A 19,620-nucleotide genomic window follows, 5' to 3' on the forward strand; every position below is an offset into this window, starting at 1 on the left:
ATTATTATCGCAAAATATGATGATAATCATGTCAGCACACTCCGCTTCGACAGAAAAAACACCGCATCGCAAAAAACCGAGAAATGGTATATTGATAAAAAACTGGGACGCACCTACAGCTATTCATATACGGTGAATTTCTCAGGATTACATTCAAAACCCTATCATTCAGGTAAAATAGATGTAATTGATAGTCTGGTTCAATATATCAACATGGCACAATGCGGTATTGTCTACGCACAAATTGATTCGTTACTTGATGCACATGCATGGGAAACATTCAGCCAGGTGCTATTGAAAGCCCAATATTCCGATCCAGCGCATGGTGTAGAATTAAAAAGCGATACCCAGGTATTGAATATTTCCACGCAGCCAAAACCCTTTATTTATCCAATAGGCATGAAGCCAGAGAATCCCATTTATTTCACTACCAATTATTATACCCGGGATGGTGGTAATTTCACTTACATCGAACCAGGTATTGAGCCATCCCCACAGTTACCCGGATATGGCAGCACCCGCGCGAATCAGATTCAAATAATGGATGCCTTACCGAGGAAAACGACCTACTCCATATTTTTCATCGCGTCGAAGAAAGATGTACTAATTATCATCTTCGACATGATGGTGAACTATAAGACCTACAAGTTTAAACAGACTCAATCGATTAGTCTGGAAGAAAAAGATCTCGTGGACACCACCACCCGCCGCGACCTTACCTTCGAATTTTTACCCGATGGCACAGATGACATTCCTGAAATCACCTACAGCGGCACCATTATTTACAATGACGAGCGCGATCCCAAGCCAATTGAGGGCAAGGTAACCGGTTCATCGGTCGCGGTGGTGGTGAAGTGTTAATGGCCCGTCATTCTTCTGGCGTAGCGGCGGTCAAACGTGCTGCCTCTGAACCGGCCCTCCCGTTGAGGCGGTGATGAACAGTGTTCATTACTATTGGATAGGCAGAGCATCGGTCATTGCATTGATGACTGATGCTCGGTTGATTGTTTTTTATTCAACATGGACACCCCCATGGATAACAGAATAACGGAACAAACTATCGGTTTTATTAATGTAATGCCAGGTAGCCAAGTTTATTATTATAGCGCGTTGGCACCCAGTATTCTGGTGAATGAGCAGACTATTCCCGAAGTGCGTTACCAAATATTCAGGAATAGCGCCACCGCGCAACCGATGACTTACTACGCAATACTCTCATTGCAGACGCAACTGAACAGCAGTATGGCTGCAGCACAGGCAGCGGCTCGGGATAATCCCGATATTCCGCCGGACGCTATCCTGCTCCCCCTACAAATTATTGCCAGCACTGCCACGCTCAGTATTCCACAAGCTATGCCTCAACTGCTGAATCACACCTCGCTGGGGAATAATCAGTTTTGCTATATCATGGCCGCACTGACTGATGCGAATGATATTGAGCGAATCGTCGCGCTGCTTCAGCAACCGGAATCAGCACCGATTGCTGTCAGTTATAAAATCGACTACCTGCAACAGTTACCCCCCTCAACCTTTGAACTTGATGCCCAATGGGATCAGGTATATGAATATCTGAAAATCTCATTCGGTTTTAATGCGCTGATTTTTTCTTTTAATATTGATGATATTTCCGAAACCTTAATCAGTAATAAGCTGGTTACTATCAAGGTAAGAAATACCAATCCCGACCATTACATAAGACAAGCCACGGCTGAATTGAGCACGATTCTGACTTGCGAATTTTTCACTCCAGTATTTGGTCAAATAAAAACGGCTCCCGAGCCAAAATTTGGTTTTCAATTACAAAACATCTCAGTTAAAGATATTGATAAACGGACACTCAGTGCCCGAATCACCGAAACTACGGTAGTGCGGCGATCTCTCTATCCTCAAGCGCTTTTTGCCACATTGGTTAGCCAGAGCCATTATGATGCCATCGACGTCGTAAGCTATCACGAGCTTCAGGATGATTTTTTCTCTTACCGCACCATAAAAGCTCAACTGCTGACATCTGAGTTAGACGAGAATATTCAATTGGTGGCGCTCAATTTGACTTATGGCACCACGCGGTCCCCATTAGTTTTCTCCAGAAATAATATGGCGGCTAAAACGTTCCGTTTTTCAGCCATTATCGACCCTGTAACAAAAAAAATGTCCTGGCCGGTGGAGTATCAGTTCACATTATATTTTAACCATCCGGTCGGTGGTGTGATGTTTGTCAGTTCAGCCATCATGAGCACATCCTTAACCGAAATTTTTTTAGACATTGAATCGTTATATAGCCGTTATCATTTCGTTATTGCCACAGAAAAAAAATTCAACTGGGCATGGTATACATCAATATTGGTAAATATCACCTGTACCCATATTGAAAACAAAGAAAACAATACGTCAAAAAATTTCCACATCACCGAGAAAAAACCGTCAGAAGAATACAGCATCATGCTACCAGATCCTGAATGCTATACTTTTTCGGTAATCAAAGAATATAGCATTAGCGCTAACACTCCCCATATACCAGTAAGGTTAGACCAGCCCACCAGCCAGGATGTCAGCATATCTTCACGACTCTATAAACAAAGAACGCTGAAAATCACCCCAGCTTTTGACTGGGAAAGAATCACACAGGTTCTAGTCAATGTGACTTACTGCTATAACCAATTCGCCATGAACACGTTAAAGGAAGCATTTTATTTCTCTGAAGACCAGTCAGAACCTGCATTATTTAGCGCAGATCAACCCGACCCGACATTACTGTTTATTAATCTCGACATCATGATTATTGATAATTACGGCGATATTGAAAATAAAGAATTCATTACCGATGAAGATCAGATCGATATTACCAACTGACCATAAGGATGTATCATGTTATTATTGAGAGAGAAAACCGCTACGATTAAAAATATCACGTTTTTTTCTGATGATTCAGATGAAAACCAATTTTGGTATTTGCCCGGTGATATTCATATTGCCGTACGTGATGGAAAACCGGTATTTTCATTAATTAAATACACCGGTGATGACACCAACCAACAGGGAGGATACATCAACTTTGAGGTCAATACTGCTGTCGATGAAGGCGAACTCAATACTGCGTTTACCGATTACCTGAATAAACTGAAGATCAAGCCGCAAAATGCCCGTAAAGCGCCAGTACCGTTTAACAACGGTACCGTGAACTTTTTTGTTCTGGATGCACAAAATGCCAATGGCCAGTTGATCAGCGCACAAAGCCCTAGCCTGTTTGGGAATAACACTGCCATTTTAAGTGCCAAACTGACGCCACAACAGGCAGTTATTCTGGAGGCCGCATTTAATCAAGCGCAGGCACCTGCCGCTGTGGCTTACAACCTCACTTATACCGGTATCACCCCGGCATTGAAAGTGGATGTCACCGCAGAATTTGACAGCGTATATAAGGAATTTGGTGCTAAGTTTGGCATTAATATTCCTATTCCGGTCGAGACACCGGCAAGTTTTTGGCTCGGCTTTGACAGCGTGATTAAGAAACTGGAGCAAGATCAAAAACTCGTGATTAAAGTGACCGAAAGTATGCCCGGCGATCAGGCGACCAAAGAAAAAGAGTGGGCATTACAGTTTGTCAAAGAAGAACTACTAAAGATATTTTTCAACGCAACCATTAAACCAAACGCAGAAAGTAATGAGCAGGCAAAATCAGCCAGCGCTTCCATTCTGGAATCATTGATTGGCAGTAAAGATGAAACAGGAAAAGGCGGTCTTTTCCCCTGCGCATCATTGGAATTAAAAGTGGTCAACATTACCGAGCATAAAACCTTATCCTTTAACTACACTTCATCAAAAGCGATTACTCAGGCCGCCGTACCACAAAACTTTATCGGCACCGACACGTTAAAAGCCCAAAAAGATAAACCTTATTTTATTGAAGTAAACGTCAATGATCCGTTCTTTCAGAAAATCGAACTGCAAATCTTCGGCCCTGATGGCTTTGAAGAGTTCGGTATCAAAGCGGCAGCATTTCAAGCCAGCTACAATAACAATGTCTATACCAGTGATGCCTTTACCGAAGACGGTAAAGAATGGCGGAAAAATATTGCCAGAAGCAAAGACAAAAATGAATTACTCGATATTCAAGGCGAGTTTATCTTTAAATCAGCGAGCAGCTCCGGCTGGGAAGGTAACAGCAGCTATCAGTCAAAATTCAAAACCGCTTCTACCACCATCGGTCTCGATCCGAGTAATTTACTCACTTTCAATGAAATTGATATTTTCCTCGACAGCCAATTCTCCTGGGATAAATACAATCAGGTGCTGGTTGAACTCACTTATCTTGATGACAAAGAACAAAAGAAAACCAAGAGGTTCTCCTTTAATCCCGATAAAACCAAGGCGCAAACCTTCAAGTATCGTTGCCTGACAGAGAAACCCTGGACGGTTCATTATACGATTACCTATCTTGAGGTCGGTGGGCATACCCGGTTGGTCGACGGTACAGATAATCCGCCTGCCATCGTTATTCCGACATGAGCTACGGTAAATAATCATGGTTGAACGCGTTGCGGTGTTACCAGCGGCATTGGACGCCCTGGTAACCACTTTATGCCATCATGTGCCGGATTTAACAGGCACGCTATTACCCGACATTCACCGTTTTAGCCAGAAACGGATGGCGTCGGGGCTGCTGTCTGCGACATTTAATACCAGTCTATTGGCTTATAACGGTTGTCCACTGGAGTTCACGACATCCAGCATAAAACCGCAAGCTGTGGCTTGCACGTTTGATACTTTTCTCCCGCTATCCACCCAAGCTCGTGATATTGGGGCCTTCAGTGCGGAAAATTACCCATACGCCTCGTCAGACTCATCTGCATCCTGCTTCGCACACATTGCCCGGATACAACGGCCGGATACACCTACCCAAGCGCTAAAATTTGGCTCATGGTTGGGGCGGAAATATACCGCTGACGGCGTTAAAACCAAGGTTTACTCCGAAGTTCCGCCAAATAATCAAGCATTAATCGCTCTGTATGCCTCCCCGCTAAATCACGCCAATAGTGATTATCCCCTACATCAGTTAACCGCAGCCGGACTATCGCTGTTGATGATTGGCTATTACCCAGATAACCCTGACACACCAACTGAATATTATTATCAGTGGCACAGCGCAGAAATAACGCTGGCGGACATTGCCAACGTTATGCGGTTATTTGGTACTGAACGTGGATTTCCTCCGCTGGCCGCGCTGCTCAGGCAGGTATTAGCTAACATGCCTAATCCAGATGAATTCCCCGCCACCACCTATGGTTTCAGCCTGGTCTATAACCATCAACGCCAGTTGGAAAGTTTTAGCCTGTTTACTATGGCGCCGCGCTTTTTAGGCGGCAACGCGCAAGCTGCCCTCAAGATTGGTGAGCTATTGCAGCACGTGGCACAGCCCATGCCACTGCTACAAGCGTTGCTCAAGGAGAATGTGCCTCTTCAGTTTAATGTCATCGGCTTTACGGTTGATGCACAGGCAAGGTGCGGCGTCAGTTGTACCTTCAGCCCGCAGAACGACCTTTGGCGCGAGGTTGCCCTACCAGACCGTAGCCCGCCGCCGCCGCGCGGCATGTCGCCAGATGCAATCCTCCGACAACAGCAGTCAGAAAACGGGGCATTCCTGTCCAGCGTCAGAACACCCGACGGCCAGTGGCATCTGGATGCCAATGCTTTTGTCACGGCTCAAGTATTAAGGACGCTCGACTACACCGAGCAAATGGCTCCCTATATTGATCGCGCGCTGGATTTTCTCGCTAGTTGTGAAACGCGCCCCGGTCATTTCAGTTTCTGGCCTCGTCACGCTCATCCCTGTTGGATGAACGGCCAGATGATTGACGCCGATATTGATGACACGGCGATAATTACCGAAATGTTATACAAATTTGGCCGTATTTCTCCTGACGCCGTTCGCCTGACGCTGGTTGAGATGAATGGCTATCAGCTACAGAAGGTTGATGCCCGACTTACCGAACCGCAGCATCAATGGGCTGAATGTCAAACCTTCCACACTTGGATGAAACAAAATAATGAGATTAGCCAGCTCGACTGCTGTGTTAATACCAATGCGCTCATTTTACTGTATCGTTTTTATGGCGAACAATGCGCAACCCTACCGGCTTATTATCGTATTATCACCATGCTTAATAAAGCCGTCGTCTGGAGCCAAAACGAATATCAGAGAATAACCCAATTAACCCCCTACTACGCTCATCCCGCCGAATGGTTGTCCACACTTGAATATGCCCAAAATATCGGTATCGATACACTATCTGACATTATTACGCCGTTAAAAAAATGGCAGTTTGCCAATGGTGCTGGGGAAATACCACTCTATCGTCGTCACGATGGGCAGTATCTGTGGACCTCATCCTATTTATCAGCGCTGAGGCGTTGTTCTGTTCTCTATGATACGAAGGATACCTATGAACATCTTTCTCAATGATCTGGTCACGCTAAACAAAATTATTCTGGAAAACGCGCAGCAGCAGTTTACCGAAAATGTTAATCTGACCAGAAAATTACGGGCAACTCTAACGCCATTATCCGATGAATTGATAGCACAGGTCAGTACCGAGAATGTCTCTGGCGAAATACGCTATCAGATTGAAACCATAACAGATGGCATTAGTTGGACGATGGTACTGAGTTTTTTTCTCAACAAAAACATTCAGGAAATGCCTTATGTAGTGCTCAATTTCAATCAGTTTGGCAAATTCAATGAAATGATATTTCAGGACGTGGCACTCAAAGCTGAACGGCAATATCAGGCTCAATTAAAACTAACCCAACTTGAGCAGCGAGATGCGTTATTAAGAGCCTTATCCAACTACGATGCGCAAACCACGCTGGTGATCGCCATCAAATCTGATACCGGCCTGCTGAATACTATTACTGATCCTAAAATATTTTATTTTGCGGAAAATTATTATCCTTATATCTACCGCGGCATTGCGCCACCGAATCCACGTCTTGAATTAATTCTCACACCAATAGAATATCATCAATACTGGTATAACTATTATCAGGATAATATTCGTAAAGATTATCTTTATTATTTACCCGATACGTTTCAACTGGCCAGTAACAGCAATGACAATAATAAACCCATGTTGTCGATCTCCTTTTCTGCACCAGAAGGGGCAACAGAGGTGGCTCAGTTTAATGTGACCTTTGACTATTTCTTGCTACCCAAGGTGGACAGACAACGCATTAGCGACGCCGAAACTACCTTTATCCAATCCCAGCCACAAGGTAAGTTGATCCCTTTTTCCAGTGCACATAGCCTTAAACTACGGTTGTCATTACCGGCGGGGAAAACCGAAGAAACCAACGCAATAGTAAACCTGCAAAGCGGTATTATTGATTCGTTCACGCTGCCATCGGCGCAGTTTGCAAAAATTTGGGATGCGCTGTTTGATACCACGGCACAGCATCTGTTGCTCAATGGCGAGCTGGAAGTTAAACAGGAAGGCTTTAGCCCTGACAATATCCCGGCACAGCTCAGGATGCCGGTTGCATATAAAAATAATCCCCAGCTGTTTATCGATAATTCCACCCCAGTTGAAATTGTCAAAACGCTGAAGTTTATCAGCAGCCAGGGTGCTTATGATCCCACCGGCCCGAAACCCATAGAACAGATACTAATCAGTATCAACCACCAGACGATAGCACTGAATAGCGAGCAGCCTACCAAAACCTTAGAAGTGAAAGTATCGGCCTTGCAACTCATTCTTAATCCGCAAGAAAAGCTGATCTACCATTATGATGTGCAGATTCATTACCAGGATGGGGCAAGGAAAGAGCTTAGAGATTTAACCTCGACCTTCGAAATTATTTATGTCCCTTGACACTCTCCCAACGACGCTGTGGCATTAAAGTGTCGTTGGGTAATATATTGTGTTTTTATATATAAACTGATGATAGCGGCAGCTATCTAAAAAACCGGCAACGTAACTTTTGCCGATTTCTGACAATGACTGTTTTAATTTGGTCATAAAAAAATCCGGTATGCTGTTAAACAGCATAACCGGACTTTTCGAGTTAACGGCTATTTCATCCGCCCACAATATTTTGTGCTATATCTATCGCAGCTTATTCAACCGTGACTGATTTTGCCAAGTTACGTGGCTGATCCACGTCGGTGCCTTTAATTAGCGCGACATGGTAAGAGAGTAACTGTAGTGGCACGGTATAGAAGATAGGCGCGATAATCTCTTCTACATGTGGTAACTGAATGATTTTCATCCCTTCACTGTCAGTGAAACCGGCATCTTGATCAGCAAACACATACAGCAAACCGCCACGGGCACGCACTTCTTCAATGTTGGATTTCAGTTTTTCCAACAATTCATTATTTGGCGCAACCACGATGACCGGCATATCAGCATCAATCAATGCCAATGGGCCGTGCTTCAACTCACCCGCAGCATAAGCTTCAGCGTGAATATAAGAGATCTCTTTAAGTTTCAGCGCGCCTTCCATCGCAATCGGGTATTGATCACCGCGACCAAGGAACAAGGCATTGTGTTTATCAGAGAAACCTTCAGCCAGCGCTTCAATGGTTTTATCCAGAGACAACATCTGTTCAATACGAGCAGGTAGAGCCTGTAACGCATGAACAATATTCTGCTCCAGACTGGCATCAGCGCCCTTCAGCTTGCCAATACGCCCCACCAGCATCAGTAATACTGTCAACTGAGTGGTAAAGGCTTTCGTTGATGCTACGCCAATCTCAGTACCGGCTTTGGTCATTAACGCTAAATCTGATTCACGCACCAGCGATGAGCCAGCGACGTTACAAATAGCCAGCGACCCCAAATACCCCAACTCTTTTGATAAGCGCAGAGCAGCTAAGGTATCGGCAGTTTCACCTGATTGTGACAAGGTGATCAACAGGCTGTTTGGGCGCACAGCGGATTTGCGGTAACGGAACTCAGACGCAATCTCTACGTCACAAGGCACACCGGCTAATGATTCAAACCAATAACGCGAAACCATGCCTGAGTTATAAGAGGTACCACAGGCAATAATTTGAATATGTTGAACATTTGCCAATAATGCATCCGCTTTAGGGCCAAGTTCAGACAAATCAATTACACCATGATTTAAACGGCCTTCCAGCGTATTTTTAATCGCCATTGGCTGTTCATAAATCTCTTTCTGCATGTAATGGCGGTAAACACCTTTATCACCGGCATCGTACTGCACCTGAGATTCAATTTCAGGGCGCTCAATAGCATTACCCTGTTTATCAAAAATTGCGATGCTACGGCGAGTTACTTCAACCACATCACCTTCTTCCAGGAAGATGAAGCGGCGAGTCACGGGTAATAACGCCAGTTGGTCAGAGGCANTAAAGTTTTCACCTACACCACAACCAATCACTAATGGGCTACCGGAACGCGCAGCCACCAAACGGCTTGGGTCACGACTATCCATAACGACAGTGCCGTAAGCGCCACGTAATTGCGGGATAACACGCTTAACCACTTCCAGCAAAGATCCACCTTGCTGTAGCTCCCAGTGCACCAAGTGAGCAATAACTTCAGTATCTGTTTCAGAACTGAAACGGTAGCCACGACCAATCAGTAATTCACGTAAAGGTTCGTGATTCTCAATAATGCCGTTGTGTACCACAGAGATATAGTCAGAAACATGAGGGTGCGCATTGGCTTCCGATGGCTCACCATGGGTAGCCCAACGGGTATGTGCAATCCCGGTGCCACCATGTAAAGCCTGATTTTCGGCAGCATCAGACAGCGCCTGTACTTTACCCACCCGACGTAAACGCGTCATATTACCTTCAGCGTCAACCACTGCTAAACCAGCAGAGTCATAGCCACGGTATTCAAGACGACGTAAACCTTCGATCAGAATCTCAGCGATATCACGTTGCGCTACTGCGCCAACAATTCCACACATCTATTTTATTCCTATGTAAGGTTCTTTTAGAACCTTGTCGATGTCAGTGACCTGATTTTCCGGATTTTCCGGGTTCCCCGAGCCTGTAGAGTTGGGGATTATTATGTTTTGCTCTGTGTTTTCAGCATCAATAGATAAACCAAAAACACAGGGCAAAACATCCCTTCAAAGAATAAACGATATTGAAGGGGCTGTTTTAATATAACCTAAATAATTCGAGTTGCAGGAAGGCAGCAATTGAGCAACAAATTGGTTGTAAACCAATTTGAACAGCGCCTACGCTGGCCCGTAGGGTGAACCTCTAATGAGGCTCATAATCCCCAGAAGCTTACTTATTTTAAGGTCAACGACCAGTAAGTAACTGGGGTGATTGAACGCAGCCAACGCACCATGCAGCTTGAAATATAACGGGTATAGCTTATTTTTTCTTCACCGGACGCTGCCAGCCCTGAACATGGACTTGTTTAACACGGCTAAGCACTAACTCATTTTCCGCAATATCGCGAGTTACGGTAGTTCCCGCAGCGATAGTGGCACCCTTTGCAACAGTGACCGGCGCGACCAATTGAGTATCGGACCCAACAAACACATCATCGCCAATAATAGTTTTAAACTTATTAGCTCCATCATAGTTGCAAGTTATGGTTCCTGCGCCAATATTTACGCCCGAACCAATCTCGGCATCGCCCAAATAGGAAAGATGACCCGCTTTCGAGCCTTTACCCAAGCGGGTATTTTTGATTTCAACGAAGTTACCAACATGTGCGCCTTCAGCTAATTCAGCACCTGGGCGCAGGCGGGCAAATGGCCCAACAGAGCAGCCAGCATCCAGGCGTGAGTTTTCTAATACGCTGTATGGGCTAATGTCAGAATCATCACCGATCACACAATTTTTCAGTACGCATCCGCTACCAATACGAACCCGATCACCTAAAGTCACATGACCTTCAATGATGACATTGGTATCGATAGTAATATCACGACCATGTGTTAATTCTCCGCGCAAATCAAAGCGCGCGGGATCCAGTAACATCACACCGGCCAATAACAGTTTCTCAGCCTGCTCAGACTGGTATACACGCTCTAGAGCAGCGAGTTGCAGGCGGTTATTTACCCCTTCAACCTCACTCAACCGAGCGGGGTGAACCGCAGCAACCTTCTTACCATCAGCATGTGCCAATGCAATAATATCGGTGATATAAAACTCACCTTGAGCATTATTGTTATCCAGCAGTGATAGCCAGCGCTTTAGATCACGCCCATTAGCAACCAGTATTCCGGTGTTGATTTCATTAATTTCGCGTTGTGCATCACTGGCATCTTTATGCTCAACAATCCCCACCACGTCGCCATTCTCACGCACGATACGGCCATAACCACTTGGGTTATCCAGCTTCACGGTCAACAAGCCAATGCCGCCTTGTGGCTTCGCCGCCAGCAGTCGCTGTAAGGTATCCACAGAGATCAACGGCACATCGCCGTATAGCATCAGCACATCTTCATCGTCAGCAAAGTGCGGTGCGGCTTGTTGCATCGCGTGCCCGGTACCCAACTGTTCAGCTTGTAATACCCAGTTCAAAGAGGGATCGGATAGCGTCTTTTTCAGCAGATCGCCGCCGTGCCCATAAACCAGATGAACGTTTTTTGCACCCAGCTTCATGGCCGCATCAATAACATGCTGAACCATCGGCTTACCTGCCAATGGGTGTAACACCTTAGGAAGGTCGGAATACATGCGTGTTCCCTTACCTGCGGCAAGGATGACTACACTCATTGAGCTGTTAGACATAAGCAACCTGATAACTCCAATTTAATAGACGGAAGTAAACCTGTTTAGCGAAATAATTACTACATATTTCTCAACGAAAAACGTACTCAACCCGCATGGTTAAAGGGTTGTTGCTACTCGTCATGTAACGAAAAAATGGGGCGAAAAGTGTCTGCGATCAGCGACGCTTCCCGTGCTGTTTTTGTCAAAACACATGTACATATTCACGCTATTAACCACTTATTTTACGACAAGAAACAAGAGTTTTCAGAAAGAAACGCTTTGAGTTTAGCTGAGGCTTAACTAAATAGTAGGAAAGCGAATTAAGGGATATAAACAAAAGGCGAGTATCGGTGTTATCTGGTGTATAGGTAAAAAAAATGCCAATCAGATTTACTGACTGGCATTCTATTTTTTATTTATACCTTCGTACTGGAAGTTGCAGTGGCGTTAGCTTGCTACCTACCTGCAACCCCAATGACCTGAGTATATATAGTAATTTTATAAATCAACGAGTTAACGCAACCCATCAGTATAAAATTACATCGCCTTCCTGGTCAGTTCGATTACGCGTAATTTCGCAATCGCCTTCGCCAATTCAGCGGATGCCTGAGCATAGTCGACGTCGCCGTGGGAGTTGTTGATATGATCTTCGGCTTTACGCTTAGATTCCAGCGCTTTAGCTTCGTCCAGATCAGTTCCGCGAATAGCTGTGTCAGCCAATACGATCACAACGCTCGGTTGCACCTCAAGGATGCCGCCAGAAAGATAAATAAACTCTTCCTCACCGAACTGCTTCACGATACGTATCATGCCAGGCTTAATGGCAGTGAGCAGTGGGGCGTGACCTGGGAAAATCCCAAGTTCGCCTTCACTACCCGTCACCTGAATTTTTTGTACCACGCCAGAGAACATCTTCTTCTCTGCGCTCACAACATCCAGATGGTAAGTCATTGCAGCCATGTCACCCTCCAGTCAACAGCGTTACAGTTTCTTGGCTTTTTCCACTGCTTCTTCAATGGTGCCAACCATGTAGAACGCCTGCTCCGGCAAGTGGTCATAGTCGCCGTTCATGATGCCTTTGAAACCACGAATGGTATCTTTCAGCGAAACGAACTTGCCCGGTGAACCGGTAAAGACTTCTGCCACGAAGAACGGTTGAGACAGGAAGCGCTGAATTTTACGCGCACGGGATACAACCAGTTTGTCATCTTCTGACAACTCGTCCATACCCAAGATTGCGATGATGTCTTTCAGCTCCTGGTAACGTTGCAGAATAGACTGCACGCCACGCGCTACATCGTAGTGCTCCTGACCAACAACCAGCGGATCAAGCTGACGGCTGGTGGAGTCAAGTGGGTCAACCGCAGGGTAAATACCCAAAGAGGCGATTTGACGACTCAAAACGACGGTTGCATCCAAATGAGCAAAGGTGGTTGCTGGTGATGGGTCAGTCAAGTCATCGGCAGGCACGTAAACGGCCTGAACAGAAGTGATTGAACCCGTCTTGGTGGACGTAATACGTTCCTGCAACACACCCATCTCTTCTGCCAGCGTTGGCTGGTAGCCTACCGCAGATGGCATACGACCCAGCAGTGCGGATACTTCCGTACCGGCCAAGGTATAGCGATAGATGTTATCGATGAACAACAGTACGTCACGACCTTCATCACGGAATTTCTCCGCCATGGTCAGGCCGGTCAGAGCAACGCGCAGACGGTTACCTGGTGGCTCATTCATCTGGCCATATACCAAGGATACTTTGTCCAGAACGTTGGAGTCCGTCATCTCGTGGTAGAAGTCGTTACCCTCACGAGTACGCTCACCCACACCGGCAAATACAGAATAACCTGAGTGCTCGATCGCGATGTTACGAATAAGCTCCATCATGTTTACTGTTTTACCAACACCCGCACCACCAAACAGACCCACTTTACCGCCCTTAGCGAACGGGCAAATCAAGTCCATTACTTTGATACCGGTTTCTAACAAATCTTGTGAGCTGGCAAGCTCTTCGTAAGAAGGCGCTTCACGGTGGATTGCCCAACGCTCTTCTTCACCGATCGGACCTTTCATGTCGATTGGGTCACCCAATACGTTCATGATACGGCCCAGAGTTGATTTACCAACCGGCACTTCAATTGGGTGTTCCAGGTTGATGACTTTCAACCCGCGGCTCAGACCATCGGAAGAGCCCATTGCGATACAACGAACAACACCACCGCCTAGCTGTTGCTGAACTTCCAGCACCAGCTTCTCAGCAGTGCCTTCAACCTCAAGGGCGTTGTACACTTTTGGTACAGCGTCTTGGGGGAATTCGACGTCCACTACGGCGCCGATTACCTGGATAATCTTTCCAGTAGCCATCTTGAATCCTCTACGTAATACGTTTACCCGTCATATTTCAAATTGCTGGGGCGTTGGCTGCTTTTTCTCACCCCAGTTGCTTACTTTATTAGCAAGCGCCAGGGGATTTGCTCAGTTGCCGCCGTTTCGCAATCTGAACTATTTAGGGTAATAACCTGGTTAAACCGCGGAGGCTCCCCCGACGATCTCGGTGAGTTCCTGAGTGATGCTGGCCTGACGAGCCTTGTTGTAAACCAACTGCAGCTCTTTGATCAGACTACCGCCGTTATCGGTGGCGGCTTTCATCGCTACCATTCGCGCGGCCTGCTCGCTGGCCAGGTTTTCAACGACGCCCTGATAAACTTGCGATTCCACATAGCGACGCAGGAGGGTATCCAGCAATGCTTTAGGATCGGGTTCATACAGGTAATCCCAGGATTTCTTCTTCAGCTCACCATCTTCCGCAGGCGGAAGCGGTAGTAGCTGCATGATCCGTGGTTCCTGAGACATCGTATTGATAAACTTGTTATTAACGATATACAGCTTATCCAGACGACCTTCATCATAGGCTTGCAACATCACTTTGACTGGCCCGATAAGCTCTGACAAGGAAGGGTTATCCCCCATGCCAGTAACCTGAGCGACAATCTTGCCACCCACGGAACCAAAGAAAGAAGCTGCTTTTGATCCAATCAGCGCTAAATCACATTCAACGCCTTTTTCAGACCAACCTTTCATCTCAGCCAACAGTCTTTTGAACAGGTTAATGTTCAAACCACCGCACAAGCCACGGTCTGTAGAAACCACCAGATACCCAACGCGCTTAACGTCACGCTCTTCCAGGTACGGATGTTTATATTCCAGATTACCTAACGCAAGGTGACCAATCACACTACGCATAGTTTCTGCATAAGGACGGCTGGCCGCCATGCGTTCCTGCGATTTACGCATTTTGGAGGCGGCGACCATCTCCATGGCTTTGGTGATCTTTTGCGTGTTTTGCACGCTGGCGATCTTGGAACGTATCTCTTTTGCGCCGGCCATTTCTGCTTCTCCTCATTACCAGACGGCCTGCTTTTCTAATGAAAAGCAAGGCCGCATAGCGTTACCAGGACTGGGTTGCCTTAAATGTATCAAGGATGCCTTTCAGCTTGCCCTCGATCTCATCGTTGTACGCGCCAGTTTGGTTGATTTGTTGCAGAAGCTCGGCATGCTCACGGTCAGCAAACGCTAACAGCGCAGCTTCAAAGCTACCTACCTTCGCCAACTCAACATCACCCAGATAACCACGTTCAGCTGCGAACAGAACCAGAGATTGCTGCGCAACAGACATCGGTGCGTATTGTTTCTGTTTCAGAAGCTCGGTCACTTTCTGACCGTGGCTCAGCTGTTTACGTGTTGCATCATCCAAATCGGATGCGAACTGGGAGAACGCAGCAAGTTCACGATACTGTGCCAGAGCAGTACGAATACCACCGGACAGTTTTTTCATGATCTTGGTTTGCGCTGCACCACCCACACGAGATACGGAGATACCTGGGTTAACCGCAGGACGAATACCGGCGTTAAACAGGCTGGATTCCAGGAAGATCTGACCATCGGTAATCGAAATTACGTTAGTCGGAACGAACGCGGAAACGTCCCCTGCTTGAGTTTCAATGATTGGCAATGCGGTCAAAGAACCGGTTTTACCTTTCACTTCACCCTTGGTAAAGGCTTCAACGTAGTCGGCGTTAACACGCGCAGCACGCTCGAGCAAACGGGAGTGGAGGTAGAATACGTCGCCAGGGTAAGCTTCACGACCTGGTGGACGACGGAGCAGCAAGGAGATTTGACGATATGCAACAGCCTGTTTAGACAGGTCATCATAAATAATCAGCGCATCTTCACCGCGGTCGCGGAAATATTCACCCATAGCACAACCGGAGTAAGGTGCCAGGTACTGCAATGCTGCAGATTCTGAGGCGGTAGCTACAACCACAATGGTATTAGCCAAAGCGCCATGCTCTTCCAGTTTACGCACTACGTTAGCAACAGTAGAGGCTTTCTGGCCGATAGCAACATACACACATTTGATGCCGGAATCGCGTTGGTTGATGATCGCATCAATCGCCAAAGCAGTTTTACCTGTCTGACGGTCACCGATGATCAATTCACGCTGGCCACGACCAATTGGGATCATGGCATCCACTGACTTATAGCCCGTCTGAACAGGCTCATCAACGGATTGACGTTCAATAACGCCAGGTGCGATAGCTTCAACAGCTGAGAAGCCGTCGTTTTCTACCGGACCTTTACCATCAATAGGTTCACCCAGAGTATTGACGACGCGACCCAACAGGCCACGACCGACGGGAACTTCCAGGATACGGCCAGTACATTTAACCTTCATGCCTTCGGCAAGATCGGCGTACGGACCCATAACTACAGCACCTACGGAGTCGCGCTCCAGGTTCAGTGCGATTGCGTAACGGTTGCCTGGCAGTGCGATCATCTCGCCCTGCATAACATCGGCTAAGCCGTGTACGCGAATGATCCCGTCACTAACGGAAACAATAGTACCTTCATTGTGAGCTTCGCTCACCACATTGAACTGAGCAATGCGCTGCTTGATCAGTTCGCTGATTTCGGTGGAATTCAGTTGCATATGCTCCAGTCCCCTTAAGACTGCAAGACGTCCGCCAGGCGTTCTAGACGACCGCGAACGCTGCCATCTATCACCATATCGCCTGCACGTATTACTACGCCGGCCATTACGGACTTATCGATTTTGCAATTCAGCTTAACTTTGCGTGATAGACGTTTTTCCATCGCAGCAGCAATTTTAGCTAGCTGTTCGTCTTTCAGTGGGCTCGCAGAGCTCACTTCGACGTCGACGGTCGACTCCAGCGAGGCACGCAGTTGAATAAACTGCTGTAGCACCTCAGGAAGAACCAGTAAACGGCCATTCTCCGCCATAACTCGAATGAAGTTCTGTGCGGGTTCATCGAGCTGATCACCACAGACTGCAATAAACGTCTTAGACATTGTTTCAGGTGCTACAGCACCGGAAAGCAATTCAGCGATCTGTTCATTGCGCCTCACTTGGGCAGTAAACGCTAGCATATCCTGCCAACGATCAACCGCCTGGTGCTCAACAGCAAAGTCAAAAGCTGCTTTGGCGTAGGGGCGAGCTACAGTTACAAATTCAGACATCAGCCCCTCCCTCCTTACAGTTCAGCGACCAGTTTATCAACGATGTCGCTGTTAGCAGCTTCATCCACGGAACGTTCGATGATCTTCTCGGCGCCAGCTATAGCCAACATCGCGACTTGCTTACGCAACTCTTCACGAGCACGCTTACGTTCGGCGTCGATCTCTGCCTGCGCTTGCGCCACGATTTTGTTACGTTCCTGTTCGGCTTCAGTTTTAGCTTCATCAAGGATCTGAGCTTTGCGTTTACTTGCCTGCTCAATGATCACCTGTGCTTCTGCTTTAGCCTTCTTCAGTTGGTCGGTCGCATTGGCTTGCGCTAAGTCCAAATCTTTTTTGGCACGCTCTGCAGAAGAGAGACCGTCAGCAATTTCTTTTTGACGCTTCTCGATGGCAGCCATAATTGGCGGCCATATATACTTCATACAAAACAGGACAAACAGGACAAACGCGATGGCCTGGCCGAGGATTGTTGCGTTAAGATTCACAGCACAATGCCTCTTTAAAAGTTAATAGTTTGGTGTAGTTCACGGTAGAGAAAACTCTACTTACGCGACAGCAAACATCACGTACAGACCCAGACCAACAGCGATCATAGGGATGGCGTCAACCAGACCCATGACGATAAAGAACTGTGTACGCAGCAGAGGAATCAGGTCAGGCTGACGTGCAGCGCCTTCCAAAAATTTACCACCCAGGATGCCGATACCGATCGCAGCACCGATTGCCGCTAAACCCATCATTATAGCGGCAGCCATGTACAGCAGATCCATATTCAGGTTTTCCATGACAGTCTCCAGTTATTTCAGTTAAACGTAGTAATGTTATAAGAAAATCAGTGCTCTTCGGACGCCATCGACAGATAGACAATCGTTAGAACCATGAAGATAAAGGCTTGTAACGTAATAATCAGTATGTGGAAGATAGCCCAAGGTAAACTGAGCATCCACTGTGACCACCACGGCAACAGACCCGCAATAAGGATGAAGATCAACTCACCCGCATACATGTTGCCGAACAGTCGCAAACCGAGTGAAACGGGTTTGGACAGCAGGCTGACACCTTCCAGAATTAAGTTAACTGGAATAAATATCGGGTGATTGAACGGCTGCATCGTGAGTTCTTTTACGAAGCCGCCTACACCTTTCATTTTGATGCTATAGAACAGAATCAGGATGAAGACACCCAATGCCATGGACAAGGTAATACTCACGTCCGCAGTAGGTACCACGCGCAATGCAGGTAACCCAAAGACATGTTCACCGATGTAAGGCAGTAAATCGATTGGCAGTAAGTCCATCATGTTCATCAATAAAACCCAAACAAACACGGTCAGGGCTAATGGTGCTATGACTTTACTTTTGCCGTGGTACATATCCCGCACGCTGTTATCGACAAAACCGATAATTAACTCAACAGCAGTCTGCAATTTGCCAGGCACGCCACTGGTGGCACCTGCCGCAACTTTGCGGAACACAAACAGAAAAGCTAACCCCAGCACGACAGAGAAGAACAAAGAGTCAATGTTCAACGTCCAGAACGTTGCAGGGCCAGGTGAGTGGGGATTGACCAACTCAAAGGTACGCAGGTCCAACTGAAGGTTATTCAGGTGGTGACCTATGTAGTCCCTTGGAGTAGAGATTTCTCCTGATGCAGACATGATGCCTCTTACCCTTTTTGTAGTTAAATACGATAACGGTTAAGTACGGTAGCCGCTAATCACAGCCGGTGCCAATATCTGCACAATCAGCACCGCCAAATAGGTTAAACCGAGTGGCGCAAACGCTGCTTTAAACAGCCCCAAAGCCACAATCAGCAAAATTATCGTTACGATAACTTTTAACCCTTCGCCAATGGCAAACGACCACGCAACACGACCTGGAGCTGCTGTTTTTGCCTGATGGCGGCAAGCAAACAACATAAACATGGCGCTGGGCAACCAAGCCGCCAATCCTCCTGCCAGAGCAGAAGCACTCCATTCCAGGCTTTTAAAGCCAAAAGCAGCACTGAGAACAACAAAAGTCATTAACTGCAAAAACAGCAGCTTTCGTGCGATTTTCCCACTGTAAAGGGATACAGGCATGACGTTTGTTCTCTCCGAACCACACGAAGGGTATGCTGAGTGAGGTATAAAACTGCCTTTTACCCCATTGAGTCAAGCAGCAAAAAACGAGCAAATTATACGGGCCACTCAAACGAATTCAATCGATAAGTAGCGAAAAGGTGAACAATTATTTAAATTTTCTTCTTTCGGACTATTTTCACAAGAAAAGCCTCGGAATAAAGCCCCCATTTAATTGTCTGACGATTCCAACCATTATCAATAAAGCGTGCAACTGATCACAAAACTTAAAACAAACTGATTTATATCCCAT

15 protein-coding genes and 1 pseudogene are annotated in these 19,620 nt (G+C 46.6%); 5 read left to right on the plus strand and 11 right to left on the minus strand.

What is annotated here, in order from left to right:
- The 5 genes and pseudogenes from V1952_RS11535 to V1952_RS11555 form a co-directional block, all read left to right on the plus strand.
- A pseudogene (locus tag V1952_RS11535) lies at positions 1-861 on the plus strand (hypothetical protein); the annotation flags it as partial.
- 171 nt (positions 862-1,032) lie between these two features.
- Positions 1,033-2,850: a hypothetical protein gene (locus tag V1952_RS11540; RefSeq protein WP_420074765.1), complete on the plus strand. Its 1,818-nt coding sequence runs from the start codon at positions 1,033-1,035 to the stop codon at positions 2,848-2,850.
- Positions 2,851-2,865: 15 nt separating this feature from the next.
- Positions 2,866-4,506, plus strand: coding sequence for a hypothetical protein (locus tag V1952_RS11545; protein WP_420071643.1), 1,641 nt, complete (start codon positions 2,866-2,868; stop codon positions 4,504-4,506).
- A 16-nt stretch (positions 4,507-4,522) separates the two neighbouring features.
- Positions 4,523-6,460: a hypothetical protein gene (locus V1952_RS11550; RefSeq protein ID WP_420074766.1), complete on the plus strand. Its 1,938-nt coding sequence runs from the start codon at positions 4,523-4,525 to the stop codon at positions 6,458-6,460.
- Positions 6,441-7,865, plus strand: a complete 1,425-nt coding sequence (locus V1952_RS11555; RefSeq protein ID WP_420074767.1) for a hypothetical protein — start codon at positions 6,441-6,443, stop codon at positions 7,863-7,865. The genes V1952_RS11550 and V1952_RS11555 overlap by 20 nt, the downstream gene beginning before the upstream one ends.
- Positions 7,866-8,109: 244 nt before the next feature.
- Here the strand turns inward: V1952_RS11555 and glmS are convergent, their stop codons facing one another.
- The 11 genes from glmS to atpI form a co-directional block, all read right to left on the minus strand.
- Positions 8,110-9,939 (minus strand): glutamine--fructose-6-phosphate transaminase (isomerizing), encoded by a 1,830-nt coding sequence (gene glmS / locus V1952_RS11560; protein ID WP_420074768.1) that lies wholly within the window; start codon positions 9,937-9,939, stop codon positions 8,110-8,112.
- A gap of 418 nt (positions 9,940-10,357) precedes the next feature.
- Entirely contained in the window at positions 10,358-11,728 is a 1,371-nt protein-coding gene (gene glmU / locus V1952_RS11565; protein ID WP_420071645.1) for a bifunctional UDP-N-acetylglucosamine diphosphorylase/glucosamine-1-phosphate N-acetyltransferase GlmU, read from the minus strand.
- 519 nt (positions 11,729-12,247) lie between these two features.
- Positions 12,248-12,670, minus strand: coding sequence for a F0F1 ATP synthase subunit epsilon (locus V1952_RS11570; RefSeq protein WP_004393020.1), 423 nt, complete (start codon positions 12,668-12,670; stop codon positions 12,248-12,250).
- 21 nt (positions 12,671-12,691) lie between these two features.
- Positions 12,692-14,074 carry a F0F1 ATP synthase subunit beta gene (gene atpD / locus V1952_RS11575; RefSeq protein ID WP_083161584.1) on the minus strand — a complete coding sequence of 461 codons (1,383 nt, stop codon included), beginning with the start codon at positions 14,072-14,074 and terminating at the stop codon, positions 12,692-12,694.
- Positions 14,075-14,233: 159 nt separating this feature from the next.
- Complete coding sequence (atpG, locus tag V1952_RS11580) at positions 14,234-15,097, minus strand: F0F1 ATP synthase subunit gamma (RefSeq protein ID WP_002220756.1); 864 nt, start codon at positions 15,095-15,097, stop codon at positions 14,234-14,236.
- Positions 15,098-15,158: 61 nt separating this feature from the next.
- Positions 15,159-16,700 carry a F0F1 ATP synthase subunit alpha gene (atpA, locus tag V1952_RS11585; protein WP_004703877.1) on the minus strand — a complete coding sequence of 514 codons (1,542 nt, stop codon included), beginning with the start codon at positions 16,698-16,700 and terminating at the stop codon, positions 15,159-15,161.
- A gap of 14 nt (positions 16,701-16,714) precedes the next feature.
- Complete coding sequence (atpH, locus tag V1952_RS11590) at positions 16,715-17,248, minus strand: F0F1 ATP synthase subunit delta (RefSeq protein ID WP_420074769.1); 534 nt, start codon at positions 17,246-17,248, stop codon at positions 16,715-16,717.
- A gap of 14 nt (positions 17,249-17,262) precedes the next feature.
- Positions 17,263-17,733: a F0F1 ATP synthase subunit B gene (gene atpF, locus V1952_RS11595; RefSeq protein ID WP_005186686.1), complete on the minus strand. Its 471-nt coding sequence runs from the start codon at positions 17,731-17,733 to the stop codon at positions 17,263-17,265.
- A gap of 60 nt (positions 17,734-17,793) precedes the next feature.
- Positions 17,794-18,033, minus strand: coding sequence for a F0F1 ATP synthase subunit C (gene atpE, locus V1952_RS11600; RefSeq protein ID WP_004393045.1), 240 nt, complete (start codon positions 18,031-18,033; stop codon positions 17,794-17,796).
- A gap of 47 nt (positions 18,034-18,080) precedes the next feature.
- Positions 18,081-18,905, minus strand: a complete 825-nt coding sequence (gene atpB / locus V1952_RS11605) for a F0F1 ATP synthase subunit A (protein WP_005161179.1) — start codon at positions 18,903-18,905, stop codon at positions 18,081-18,083.
- A gap of 39 nt (positions 18,906-18,944) precedes the next feature.
- A complete protein-coding gene (gene atpI, locus V1952_RS11610) occupies positions 18,945-19,328 on the minus strand; it encodes a F0F1 ATP synthase subunit I (protein WP_032907978.1) in 384 nt (127 codons plus the stop codon).
- Between the last annotated feature and the right edge of the window lie 292 nt (positions 19,329-19,620).

This window comes from Yersinia sp. 2542 StPb PI (genome assembly GCF_048593855.1).
Taxonomy (GTDB): Bacteria; Pseudomonadota; Gammaproteobacteria; order Enterobacterales; family Enterobacteriaceae; genus Yersinia; species Yersinia enterocolitica_E.

Coding starts and splice junctions, on each gene's coding strand:
- V1952_RS11550 (WP_420074766.1), top strand. CDS start 4,523: ATGGTTGAACGCGTTGCGGTGTTACCAGCGGCATTGGACGCCCTGGTA.
- atpI (WP_032907978.1), bottom strand. CDS start 19,328: ATGCCTGTATCCCTTTACAGTGGGAAAATCGCACGAAAGCTGCTGTTT.
- V1952_RS11545 (WP_420071643.1), top strand. CDS start 2,866: ATGTTATTATTGAGAGAGAAAACCGCTACGATTAAAAATATCACGTTT.
- atpB (WP_005161179.1), bottom strand. CDS start 18,905: ATGTCTGCATCAGGAGAAATCTCTACTCCAAGGGACTACATAGGTCAC.
- atpE (WP_004393045.1), bottom strand. CDS start 18,033: ATGGAAAACCTGAATATGGATCTGCTGTACATGGCTGCCGCTATAATG.
- atpG (WP_002220756.1), bottom strand. CDS start 15,097: ATGGCCGGCGCAAAAGAGATACGTTCCAAGATCGCCAGCGTGCAAAAC.
- V1952_RS11555 (WP_420074767.1), top strand. CDS start 6,441: ATGAACATCTTTCTCAATGATCTGGTCACGCTAAACAAAATTATTCTG.
- V1952_RS11540 (WP_420074765.1), top strand. CDS start 1,033: ATGGATAACAGAATAACGGAACAAACTATCGGTTTTATTAATGTAATG.
- atpH (WP_420074769.1), bottom strand. CDS start 17,248: ATGTCTGAATTTGTAACTGTAGCTCGCCCCTACGCCAAAGCAGCTTTT.
- atpA (WP_004703877.1), bottom strand. CDS start 16,700: ATGCAACTGAATTCCACCGAAATCAGCGAACTGATCAAGCAGCGCATT.
- V1952_RS11570 (WP_004393020.1), bottom strand. CDS start 12,670: ATGGCTGCAATGACTTACCATCTGGATGTTGTGAGCGCAGAGAAGAAG.
- glmU (WP_420071645.1), bottom strand. CDS start 11,728: ATGTCTAACAGCTCAATGAGTGTAGTCATCCTTGCCGCAGGTAAGGGA.
- atpD (WP_083161584.1), bottom strand. CDS start 14,074: ATGGCTACTGGAAAGATTATCCAGGTAATCGGCGCCGTAGTGGACGTC.